This window comes from Streptomyces sp. NPDC005483 (assembly GCF_040606035.1).
In the GTDB taxonomy this organism is placed as follows: domain Bacteria; phylum Actinomycetota; class Actinomycetes; order Streptomycetales; family Streptomycetaceae; genus Streptomyces.
The window spans coordinates 39,004-50,816 of sequence record NZ_JBEXEA010000048.1; the positions used below are offsets into that span (position 1 = coordinate 39,004).

At 69.0% G+C, this 11,813-nt stretch carries 10 protein-coding genes; all 10 read left to right on the top strand.

Annotation, left to right across the window (positions count from 1 at the left end; translation table 11 throughout):
• Positions 1 to 41 precede the first annotated feature (41 nt).
• The 10 genes from ABZT06_RS45040 to ABZT06_RS45085 all read left to right on the top strand — a co-directional run bounded on the left by ABZT06_RS45040 (position 42) and on the right by ABZT06_RS45085 (position 11,763).
• Positions 42 to 368: a helix-turn-helix transcriptional regulator gene (locus tag ABZT06_RS45040; RefSeq protein ID WP_355754440.1), complete on the top strand. Its 327-nt coding sequence runs from the start codon at positions 42 to 44 to the stop codon at positions 366 to 368.
• Positions 355 to 873, top strand: a complete 519-nt coding sequence (locus ABZT06_RS45045) for an ImmA/IrrE family metallo-endopeptidase (protein ID WP_355754442.1) — start codon at positions 355 to 357, stop codon at positions 871 to 873. The genes ABZT06_RS45040 and ABZT06_RS45045 overlap by 14 nt, the downstream gene beginning before the upstream one ends.
• Before the next feature lie 382 nt (positions 874 to 1,255).
• Positions 1,256 to 1,576: a hypothetical protein gene (locus tag ABZT06_RS45050; protein ID WP_355754445.1), complete on the top strand. Its 321-nt coding sequence runs from the start codon at positions 1,256 to 1,258 to the stop codon at positions 1,574 to 1,576.
• A gap of 29 nt (positions 1,577 to 1,605) precedes the next feature.
• Entirely contained in the window at positions 1,606 to 2,910 is a 1,305-nt protein-coding gene (locus ABZT06_RS45055) for a hypothetical protein (protein ID WP_355754447.1), read from the top strand.
• Complete coding sequence (locus tag ABZT06_RS45060; RefSeq protein ID WP_355754451.1) at positions 2,907 to 5,453, top strand: ThiF family adenylyltransferase; 2,547 nt, start codon at positions 2,907 to 2,909, stop codon at positions 5,451 to 5,453. Before ABZT06_RS45055 ends, ABZT06_RS45060 begins: the two co-directional genes overlap by 4 nt.
• Positions 5,450 to 6,550 carry a patatin-like phospholipase family protein gene (locus ABZT06_RS45065; protein WP_355754454.1) on the top strand — a complete coding sequence of 367 codons (1,101 nt, stop codon included), beginning with the start codon at positions 5,450 to 5,452 and terminating at the stop codon, positions 6,548 to 6,550. The genes ABZT06_RS45060 and ABZT06_RS45065 overlap by 4 nt, the downstream gene beginning before the upstream one ends.
• A gap of 288 nt (positions 6,551 to 6,838) precedes the next feature.
• A complete protein-coding gene (locus ABZT06_RS45070) occupies positions 6,839 to 7,522 on the top strand; it encodes a DUF6308 family protein (RefSeq protein WP_355754457.1) in 684 nt (227 codons plus the stop codon).
• Between the two features lie 178 nt (positions 7,523 to 7,700).
• Complete coding sequence (locus ABZT06_RS45075) at positions 7,701 to 8,879, top strand: tyrosine-type recombinase/integrase (RefSeq protein WP_355754461.1); 1,179 nt, start codon at positions 7,701 to 7,703, stop codon at positions 8,877 to 8,879.
• Positions 8,876 to 11,476 (top strand): site-specific integrase, encoded by a 2,601-nt coding sequence (locus ABZT06_RS45080; protein ID WP_355754463.1) that lies wholly within the window; start codon positions 8,876 to 8,878, stop codon positions 11,474 to 11,476. Before ABZT06_RS45075 ends, ABZT06_RS45080 begins: the two co-directional genes overlap by 4 nt.
• A complete protein-coding gene (locus ABZT06_RS45085; protein ID WP_355754466.1) occupies positions 11,473 to 11,763 on the top strand; it encodes a DUF6262 family protein in 291 nt (96 codons plus the stop codon). Before ABZT06_RS45080 ends, ABZT06_RS45085 begins: the two co-directional genes overlap by 4 nt.
• Positions 11,764 to 11,813 lie beyond the last annotated feature (50 nt).

An 11,813-nucleotide genomic window follows, 5' to 3' on the forward strand; every position in this document is an offset into this window, starting at 1 on the left:
TAAGTTGGAATGCCAGTGTGGCTGTCATCGCGGGGAGTGGCGTGGACGATGTTGAGCGGGGTTTCAATGCCGAGATTGGGCGCCGGGTGCGCGTGGCGAGGATACGGGCGAAGCTGACGCAGGAGTTGTTGGCCCGGAAGGCGGGACTGACGCGCGGGTCTATTACGAACATCGAGTCCGGCGCGCAAGCTCCTCCTCCGTACCGGCTGGTGCGCCTTGCGTCAGCACTCGATGTAGAGCCGGCTGACCTGCTGCCGGATCTGCAGGAGCCAGGCCAGGTGAACGGGCTGCCAGACCATCTTGCGAACGCGGTGGCGTCTGTGGCGTCAGAGGCGTTTGAACGGAGGGTGCGCGATGGCCAGGTCTGACGCAGCAGCCAAGGCGCTGCTGACGCAGTTTGGCATCGACGAGGCACCCATCGACCCGGTGCTGATCGCGGAAAAGCTGGGTGTACTTGTCGTCCCGCAGGAGATGCCAGATGACGTCTCCGGCATGCTGCTGCGCCGGGGAGACGAGCAGGTCATCGGTGTGAATCAGAAACACCACGAGAACCGACGGCGTTTCACGGTGGCTCACGAACTTGGGCACCTGAGGCTGCATCGCGGCCGGCCGCTGATCCTGGATACCGATACCCGTGTCAACTTCCGTGACACGGTCTCGAGCATGGCCACGGATCGTGAGGAGATGGAAGCCAACCGCTTCGCGGCGGCTCTGCTGGCTCCTGAGCCACTGATGCGTCGCGCAGCACGCGAGGCCGAGTTCCGTACAGCCCAGCAGTTGGTGCACCTCATGGCCGGACGCTTCGAGATGAGCGAGATGGCCATGAGCTACCGGCTGATCAATCTTGGCATCATCGCGGGTCCCGCGACGTAAAGCTACCTGTGCCGCCAGAAGGCCGCCCGTCACCTCGGGCGGCTTTCTTGTGTAAACGTACGACAGGGAAACTGTCACTCAAAAAATGTTGCAGGCGAAGTGCTGTGCATGCTGTCCTGGGCGTGGCGGGGCCGATGTGGCCCTCGGAACAGGAGGTGCGTCATGCCCGGCAAGGCCAGTAAGGCGAGTGGGTCTGGTGGGAAGCGTGGTCGGAGTGCGGTCACGGGGCGGTTCGTGAAGCAGTCGACGGTGCGCAGGCACCCGTCGACGACGGTGAACGAGCGCGCGTCGCGCGGCTCGAAGAAGAGCAAGTAGGCGGGCTCCGAGCCCGCCTTTCGTATATCCCGGACCGCCGCGGCGGGCCGGGAGCGAGGTGGTCGTCATGACGACGCCAGATATCCAGCAGCAAGAGAACAGGCGCAAGACGGTGACGGTCATGGTGGATGGCAATCCTGTGACCGGTGCCGAAGCACACCGCGCCGAACGTGATCCTGGCCTGGCTGGTATCGACGCGGCCACGTGCTTCCTGGTCCGGACCGCCGGGCGGCATCAGCACTCGTTCGCCGGCCGTGGGGAGGCGGAGAGCGCCGTGCACGACGGGGAGACGTCTGTGTCGATCTCCACCGGCCCGATGGCGGCGGCGTTGTCAGTGGTGCGTGGTACATCTGGCAGGAGCAGTGAACTGGTGTGCTTTTCCCGCTAGTTGATCATTATTGAGTGAAGAGGTAGGACATGGTCGAGACGGAACTTCCCGGGCAGGGGGTGGTGTTCTGGCCGGTGGGCACGGGTGACTCCACCACGATCGTGCTGGGCGGTGACCTGGTGGTGCAGGTGGACCTGCGGGATATGAAGGCGGCCGACGAGGACGACGCTGTGGTCGCCGCCGTCATCGACCGGCTGGAGGAGATCCTGCCGCAGCCCGATGGTAAGACGCCTTACCTGGCGGTTTTCGCCCTGACCCACGCGGATAAGGATCATTGCTGCGGGTTCGGCGATCTGCTGGAGAGCTCCATCCTGATCGGGGAGATCTGGGCGACGCCCCGGCTGTGGCGGGAGCTGTCCGAGGACAAGGACATGTGTGAGGACGCCCGCCGCTTCCAGGAAGAGGTCGAACGGCGCGTGGACGCCACCCTCCAGGCCATCGAGGACGGCAAGGAGCCCGCGAGCGGGGACCGGGTGCGGATCATCGGCTACGACGAGGACCGCGAGGACCACTCCTACGCGCAGCTGCCGGACGAGTACTTCACCTTCCCCGGGGAGTCCATCACGACAGTCGACGGCGTGGAGGTCTCGGACAGGTTCGAGGCGTTCGTCCACGCGCCCTTCAAGGACGACTGCGCCGGCGACCGCAACGACACCTCCCTGGCCCTGCAGGTGCAGCTGCACACGGACGACGGTACGACGGGCCGGCTGCTGTTCTTGGGCGACCTCGCCTACCCCACCATCAAGAAGATCTTCGACTACAGCGAGTTCCACGGCCGCACCGACCGCATCGAGTGGGACGTGCTGCTCTCCCCGCACCACTGCTCGAAGAAGGTCATGTACGCCAAGGGCGAGGACGGCGAGGAGGAGCTCAAGCAGGACATCCTCGACCAGCTTGAGGCGCATGCCGTCGCGGATGCCCGGGTGATCTCCAGTTCGCGGCCTTTCCGCGACAAGGACGACACGGGCAACGACCCGCCGCACCTGTTGGCCCGCACCGCCTATGAGTCGATCACCGACTACGAGGTGCTGTGCACGGGGGAGTACCCCTCCAAGGAGGAGCCCCGGCCGGTGGTCTTCGCTCTGGAGCCGGGCTTGGGGCTGGAACTCGTCGACGTCACCGACCTGGAGAACAAGGCCCAGGTACTGAAGGCCGCAGGCGGCGGCCGACGGCTGCTGGCCGCGATGGGCACCACCCGCTTCCCGGCCGCTTCATTCACCGGCGCGGCCAGCCTCCCGCATCGGCGCGGCACGGACGCCGCCCGCGCCGGTGTGCAGCAGGCCAGGGGCGACAAGGCCGAGCCGGCGGTACAGATCGGATTCGGTGCCGCGTGAAGGACAGCACCGCCCTGGACCTCACCGAGGGCCAGCGGCTCGCCCTCGACCAGCTTCACCGCATCGTCCAGGCCTCCCAAGGAGCGGTGGCGGCCACGCATGTGGCCGCTGTCGCCGACCGGGCCGGGTACGTCGAGGCCCGCATCAGCATCGGCTGCGCCAACCTGCCGCGCACCCCAGGCGGCCTGAGGCTGCGCAGCGTCGAGGCGGTCACCCTGCTGATCCCCCCGCGCTTCCCGTTCACCGCCCCCAGTGTGCGGACCCGGCATACCCGGTTCGCGGGTGCCCCGCACGTCAACTGGGGCCGCCACCTGTGTCTGTACCGTTCGACGGCGACCGAGTGGGATCCGGCCGACGGCATGTACGGGTTCATCAACCGCCTCCTGGACTGGTTCGAAGCGGCCGCCGCGGGAGAACTGGACCGCCCCGGGGAACCCCTGCACCCTCCGAATGCCCTGACCGACCGCGCGGCGGGGCTCCTCGTGATCCGCCGCGACGCACCCGTCGCACGGCCGGACGGGCCGTGGCTGGGCGCCGCCGTACTGCACCAGGTCACCGACACGCGATGCGACGTGGTGGGCTGGCTTGCCATCGAGGACCCCTGGCCCGGCAGCCCGGAGCAGCTGCGGGAGATGACCGCCCTCCCGGCCGACGCCCGCGCGTTCCTCGCCCCCGCCGTCGTCACCACGAAGCACTTGACGTTCGAATACCCGCTCACCGCGCGGGAACTGGTCGAGGCCCTGGCCCGCGACCACATCACGTCACGTCTGCTGCTGGGGCTGACGGGATTCGTCGCGGACCACAACCGCACCCTGCTCCACCCCGACGGCAAGGCGCCGGACGAGGACGACGAGGACACTCCGGTCGCGCCGGTGCACCTGCTGCTGGGTACCCCCTCACGCGGCATCGCGGGCGACGGCCCGCGCCAGACCCACCTGGTGGCCTGGCACCTGCCCGACTTCGCCGACCGGCTCGGCCGGCTGACCGTCGACACTGCCTTCAGCGGACATGCGCACCTGGCCGAACTTGGCGAGGAGGTCGTCCAGTTCGGCACCGAGTGGCTCGACCGTCTGCCCACCCGGTGGATGCGCGTGTACGAGGCCCGCCCCGAAATCACCGTTCGCCGCGACCACGCCACTCCCGCAGCCTGGCTGCGGGGCAAGCGCATCCTCGTCCTGGGCGCCGGTGCCCTGGGCGCCCCCGTCGCCGACATGTGCGCACGCGCCGGCGCCGCGCAGCTCACCGTCGCCGACCAGGCGCTCGTCCATCCGGGAATTCTGGCGCGCCAGCCCTATACGGACGCCGACATCGGCCTGCCCAAGGCGAGCGTCCTGGCCGACCGCCTTAACCGGATCGACCCCCACACCACCCGCGTCGAAGCCGTCGTTGGGGACATCACCACCCGGCTGTCCGAACTCGACCTGCGCGCCTTCGACCTGATCTGGGACTGCACCGCCAACCGCATCGTCCGCGCCCACCTCGAACGTGCCCGCCGCACCGATGCCACCCCGTGGCCCCACCTGGCCACGCTGATGATCGGCCACCACGCCACCCGCGGCCTCGCCGCCCTCTCACCCCGCGGCGCCACCGGCGGTGGCACCGACGTCCTGCGCCGCACCGCGCTGGCCGCGCACACCGACGCCACGCACGCCTTCGACGACCTGATCGAGGACTTCTTCCCCACCCAGCCACCGACCGAGCTCTTCCAGCCCGAACCCGGCTGCTCGGACGCCACCTTCACCGGATCGGCCGCCGATGTCACCGCGCTGGCCGGACAACTGGTGACGGGCATCCTCCACGCCCTGGCCGACCCCGGCGGCCGGCACACCATGGCCACGCTCATCGTCCGCATGCCCGCCGGCCCCGCCAGCGCCCAGCCCGCCGGGCCGCGCTGGCTGACCTGGCCCAACGAAACCGTCGTCACAGATGAGGCCACCGGCTACGACGTGCGCATCACCCCCGCCGCACTGGCCGAAATGCGCGCGGAAGCCCGCCGCGGCACCCGGGTCAGGGGCCCGCTCGTGGAAACCGGCGGCACCCTCCTCGGCCTCATCGACGACGCCACCGGCGTGATCTTCGTCGACGAGGCCACCGGCCCGCCCCCCGACTCCCTGCTGACGGAGGCCTACTTCCGGCACGGCCTGGACGGCGTCAGCGGCCACCTCGCCGCCCGCCGGGAGGCGACCGGCAACATCAGCCGCTTCCTGGGCATGTGGCACACCCACCCGCACACCGCCGCGCAGCCCAGTGCCACCGACCGCGCCGCCATGACCAGCCTCACCCTCCCCCTGAGCGACGCCCCCGCCCGCGCCCTGGTCCTGATCGCCGGGGGACCGGACCCCGTCTGGCACAAGTGGCTCGCGACCGGTGACGGCCCCCACCTCTACGCCCACCTCGCCACCCGCACTGCCTCCGCCGCGGCCGAGCCGCCCCCGCCGCAACTACAACCATCCGCTCGCCTCGGCCCCTTGACCTGGTGGCCCGGCGGCTACGCCACCCGCCCCCACCGTTCCGTCTCCATTCCACGCAAGGCTCGCCCATGACTCGCACCATCGGCCTCGCCCTGTCCGGCGGCGGCTCCCGCGCGGCCGCCTTCCACCTCGGCTGCCTGCGCGCCCTTCATGACCGCGATCTCCTCGACCGCATCCGCGTCGTTTCCGGCATCTCCGGCGGATCCCTCCTCGCCGCTCTGTGGGCCTACGGCCCGCAAGACTTTGCCGATTTCGACACCTGCACCACCGACCTGCTGCGCTCCGGCCTCCAGCTGGACATCGCACGACAGGCGTTCAAGCCCTCTGCGGCCGTACGCAACCTGACCGCGGCGGCCCGCGCAGGCACCCGCGGACTGCTCTCCCGCCACGGCGGCGTCAGCGTCGCCCGCCCTGCCAACCGCACCGACGCCCTGGCCGCCGTTCTCACCCACAAGGCATTCGGCACCACCACCATGGCCGACGTCACCCACCCCGGCCTCGACGTCGTCCTCACGGCCACCGACCTGGCCACCACCAACGCCGTCCGCTTCGGGAGCACCCGTAGCGGCTGCTCCCGCTATGGCACCATCACCGAACCCATCCACGTCGCCACCGCCGTCGCAGCCTCCGCCGCCTACCCCGCCTTCCTGCCGACGCTGGAACGCACCTTCACCTTCCAGCACCGCGACGGACACAGCCAGCAGCACACCGTGCTGCTCACCGACGGCGGCGTCTACGACAACCTTGGCCTGTCCGTCCTCGAGCCCGGACGCTCACCGCAACACACCCAGCACGTCTACGACGTCCCCTTCATCATCTCCTGCGACGCCGGCCTGGGCGAACTCACCCTGAAAGCACCGCACTTCATGTTCGGACGCCTCAACCGCTCCTTCGCCACCGTCCACCGCAAGGCCCAGGACTCCGCCCGCGCCCGCCTGCACGAGTGGGCGGCGAGCGGGCGCATCGACGGCTTCGCCCTCGCGTACCTCGGCATGAAGGACGACCGGCTGCCCGCACCGCCCGCCGACCTCGTCCCGCGCAGCGCGGTCGCCTCCTACTCGACCAACTTCGCAGCCATGGCCCGCAACGACTTCGAGGCCATCACCACCCGCGGCGAACAGCTCATGCGCACCGTCCTGCCGATGTACCTGCGCCCCGCACACCGCTGAGGCAGCAGCGGCGAATAGGAATTTGCGAATTTACGATCGGTTGCTGGCCGCGGCACCACGTAGCCTGCGCACGCCCCAGCTGTACCCCGGCTCTTTGTCGGCCGTGTCCCGCCGATAGCTTCAGACCTTGGGCATACAGCGCTGTTGGAGAGAGCCCGAACGGACCGCAACCCGGTTGTGCCCCTCCGGTGAGTACAAGCTGCCGTCATCCTGCCGCGGCGGCGGTGCCCGTCGCGGCAGGACGGGTGTGGCGCAGGACAGCTGCTTCTCGATGAAGGATGGATTCGCGTGATCTCTCCCAGCGGAGCGTCGTTGTCGCCGTTGGGGCAGCGGTTGAAAGAACTGCTGCGTGCCGAGCGTGTCATCGGTGACCTGCGGCATTACTTCGGCATAGGTGTGCCGCCCGGCGGGATGTCGTTCACCGGGAGCCGGTTCGAGCATCTGGCGGGTGGGGGAGACCGGCCGGAGGTTGCTGATCGGATCACGGCGGAGGACCTGGTCGCGGTGCAGACTTTGTCGGTCACCGTTCCGGCGCCTGTTGCGCTGGACATTCTGGAGGGCCGCCTCGGCGCGCGGCTGTCCGGACTGTTGCAGGCCATTCCCAGGGACATGGACATGGTCGAGGCTGCGGTATCCGACTTGGCTCCGGGATCGCCAGCGGCCCGGGCCTGGGAACTGCTCGAAGGACAGTCCGATGTCGGGTGGGTGATCGCAGGCAAGCTCCTGGCTCGTAAGCGTCCGCGTCTGTTGCCGGTCTACGACAAGGTGGTGCGCTGCGCTCTGGGCCGCCCGCGCCCCTCGTTCTGGCTTGCGTTGCATGCTGCGCTGCGTGAAAACGACGCTGCTTTGCACCGCCAACTGCTGGAGCTCCGGCGGGTCGCGGGGGTGCCGGAGACGGTGAGTGTGCTGCGGGTATGCGACGTGGTGGTGTGGATGGGGCACCGGGCGGAGGGGCACGCCTGTCCTCGCTGACGTCGGCAGCGAGGTTGCCCTTCCGGCGTTCTGGCGTGTGAGGGTGACGGACTTTACCAACCGTCACTGACGTGTGTGGGACGTTCGCGTGGAGTGGTCTGCGGGTGTGGGGGAGGGGTGTGGACTGCGGGCTGAGGTGCCGCTGCTGGGGCGGTTCCCGGTGCGGAGGGGGCGGCGCGTGGTGGGTGTTCGGTTGGTGGTGGGCGAGTTACGTGTGCAGGAGATCGTCCGTGCCGGCGGGCGGGTCTGTTACACGGTCGTGGACGCGGACTGCTCGGTGGTGGTGGAGGCGGACGGGTTCCTGCGTGCCTGCCGGGCGGGTACGGATCGTACGTATGCGTATGTGCTGGTGGATCATCTGCGGTGGCTGCGGTTCGCGGGCCTGGACACTGGGTCGGTGTCGCTTGAGGATCTGCGGCACTACATGGCGGCTCTGGGGGCGGATTATCCGGGGCCGTTCGGTCTGCCGTGGCGGGAGGGTAAACGCCCGTACGGGCACAGCGCGTTGAAGACCGCAGCAGCTTGCCTGAAGGGCTTCTACCTCCACCTGGGCACCCTCGGTGTGAACCCGTCGTTGGCGGAGGCGCTGCGTGTGACGCGGCTGCCGACGCGGGCGGACCGGCGGCGGGCGATGCTCGGGCACGTCCTGTACAGCATGCCCGCGAACCCTCTGGCTCCGGCGGAGCGGGTGCGCCGGCATCCGAAGATGCTGCCCGAAGGCGCCCGGGATCTGCTGCTGGGGGCGGTGTCGTGCGCCCGGGACCGGATGGTGATCACCTGGCTGGCCGACGGCGGTTTCCGTATCGGGGAGCTGTGCGGGCTGCGCCTGGTCGACCTGCACCTGCGGGAGCAAGCCGCGTGCGGTCAGTGCCGGGGGCCGCACGTGCACATCTGCCACCGCGAGGACAACGCCAACCGGGCCCGGGTCAAAACCAAAACACCCTGGACCTGGCAGGACAACGCGGTGTCCGGGGGTACGGTGCGCCGGGCGAGCCCGGCGATGATCCACACCTACTTCGAGTACATCACCACCCAGTACCCCGCCCAGCCCGTTCACGGCATGCTCCTGGTCAGCCTGCACGGCCCCTCCCGAGGGCAGCCGTGGACCACCGCAGCGGCCCGTGGCATGCTGCGCCGGGCTGCCACCCGCGTGGAGATCGGCCGGGTGGTGCCGCACGCCTTCCGGCACAGCTTCGCCACCGCGGTACTGGACGCCGCACGGGGCAACGCGGTGATCGCCCGGGAGGCCGGCGGCTGGGCCTCGGCCGCGACCGTCGAGCAGGTCTACGGCCACGTCGACGTCCACGACCCGGTCTTCACCGCAGCGCTGGAGGAGGTCTGGGGGACACAACCGTGATCCCGCTGACGCTGCTGCCCGGCCGCACCGATACCACCCGCATCGGCCGCGACCGGCTCGAACTGCTCACGGCCCTCATCGACGCTCCCGCATTCGATCCGCTCTATCGCGACACGTTGATCAGGATCCCGCCTCAGCACCCGGTCTATGGCTGGGAATGCTCCATCAACGGCTGCGGGCGCTCCCGTCAGGTAAGCCACGTCATCTGCGAATCCCATCACCAGCTGTGGGCTCAGGTACAGGCATCCGGCATGACCAGAGCCGACTTCCTGCGCACCGCCGAGCCGCTCCCTGCTGTCAGGGGTATCGACCACGGTCCCTGCCGGATCTGCCCGCAACGGCCGGCCACCACGGCCGCGCTCCGGCTGTGCAGCCAGCACTACGCACGCTGGCAACACCACGCCGGCACTGCACGGGCCGAAGAAGAAGCATTCCAGCAGTGGCTGGGCACACAAACCCCGCTGGCGGGATACGGCACCTGCCAGGCGGTGTGCCCTCTGCTGGCCTCCTCCTCGCTGGGACTGTGCCGCCAGCACGAAAACCGCTATCAGGGACAAGGCCGCCCCGGGGGAGCCGAAGTCGATACCTCGGCCCACGGCAGGGGGCGGCACGGCAGGCGTCTGCCGGTGACCTATCAGGACGAAGACGCCTTCCGTACCTGGTGTGCCCAGGCGCTCCCCGTCACCCAGCCCGGACTGATCAACCTGCACGGCCTGCCCCCACTGCTCGCCGCAGAGATTAAGTGGGGCCTGAACGCCCACGCACGAGTCGAACAACGCTCGACCTGGGACCTCAACGGCATCAAGAACCTGATCAACCACTGCTGGCGCGGACGCTTCACCTCCCTGAGCGACCTCGACGGGGAGGGCTACCAGGGCCTGACCCGCAGGCAGTTCGACTCCATGGTGCGCCAGATCTGCTGGGAGACCGTCAACGGCCTGCGCTGCGTCTACTACAGCCCCTCAGACACCAAGGACTCCGGCTTCCTGGAGACCGATCACTTCGGACGGCGCTTCAAGAACGCCCAGAGCCACTTCGACATCACCGCCGTTCCCCAGAGGTGGTTGCGCGACCTGCTCTGGGACCATCTCGCCGAGTGGCTCCGATCCCCGCAGTGCCCCCGCACCCGAGGCCCCTTCGACCAGATGCGCCGTGCCGCCGTCGAACTGGGCGTCTTCCTCCAGGCCGACGCCCCCGACGCCGGCCACGACCCCACCGCGCTGCGCCGTGAGCACGCCGAGCGGTTCGTCGCCGACCAGCGCCACCGCGCCCGCCACAACCTGCCGTCCCTGGGCATGGTCCTGGTCGACGGACGATCCCCCACCGTCACCGATCTGAGCTGCCAATTCGTCTTCAACGGGGCACGCAAGCTGCTCTACAGCGCCATCACCGCCGGCCACGCCGAACGCCTCGGCATCGACACCGGCTTCCTGACCGCCATCCCCTTCGGCGGCACCGGCCTAAAGCAGCGTTCCCGCAACCCCTTCAGCGACGACGTCGCCCGTGCGCTGACCGACGAGACCAACCTGCGCCGCCTGGAGGAACTCGACCTCAACGACCGGGGCCTGCGGGACATCTGGGAGACCATCGTCGCCACCGGTCGCCGTTGCAGCGAAGTCGTCGGACTGCGGCTGGACTGCCTCGGCCGCTACCGCGGCCTGGCCATGCTGTGGCACGACCAGACCAAGGTCGGCAACTACAACGAGGGCATCCGCATCCCCGAGCTCATCCACCAACGCCTCGATGCCCGCCGCACCAAGACACTCCAGCTCTTCGAAAAACGCTACGGCCGCATCCCAACAGCCGCCGAACGCCCCGGCTTAGCGTTGTTCCCCTCCCGCATCCGCAACCCCAACGGCCGGCAGCCGATCTCCTACGGACACTTCAACCAGCGCTTCAAGACCTGGATCGACGACCTCGACCTCGGCGGCGCCTACGTCGCCCACCAGGCCCGCCACACCCTGGCAACCAACCTGCTGCGCGCCGGCGCCACGCTTACCCACATCCGCCGCTACCTCGGCCAGCTCTCCGAACGCATGGCCGAGCACTACGTGAAGATCACCAACAGCGACCTCGAAGACGTCCTGAACACCGTCTGGGTAGCCGGGCCCGGCGCACCCCACCCAGGCGAACTCCTCTCCGGCGACACCACCCCCATGGACCGCGAGACAGCCCTCGCCCTGGCCCTGGACCTCTCCCGCCGCAGCACCCCCACCGACGGAGGGTTCTGCACCTACCAACCCGTCGTCGACGGCGGAGCCTGCCCCTGGAAACTCGACTGCGAGAACTGCGACAACTTCGTCCTGTCCGGCGCAGATCTCCTCTACTGGCGCCGCAAAGCCGAACAATGGCGCTCCATCGCCGAGAACGCCCCCGACGATGCCACCGCCGACTACCTCCACACCGTCTTCGAACCCACCGCCCAGGCCATCAAAGGACTCGAGCAGGCCCTGGCCGCCCTCGGCATCCTCGACGAAGCCCTCACCCTCGACTTGCGTCGCCCACAGGACTACTTCCACCGCACCTGGAGCACCGCTTTCCGCGCCCGAGACCTCGCAGCACTGCCAGCCCCCGACGACACCACAGGGCAGCCATGAGGACTTCCCGCACCGACGCGGCCGTACGAGCCCGCCGCCAAGCCACCCAAGAGATGCTTCAACGCCTCCAGACCGCCCTGACGGCTATGGCGCGCGACCATACCCCTGTCACCGTCGCAGCCGTTGCCCGTACCGCCCGCGTCTCACGCACCTTCCTCTACCAAAACCCGCAAGCCAGAGCCCTGGTGGAGCAGGCCGTCCGCACAAAGAGCTCTCACCCCGAACTGCCCAACAGCCGCAACCTGAAGCTTCCCCTTGATCGTGGACACCTGGAGACTGGAACCTGAGGTTCCAGAGGAAGTAGCACCAGGTGGGAAGCAAGTACACGAAGCGGTAC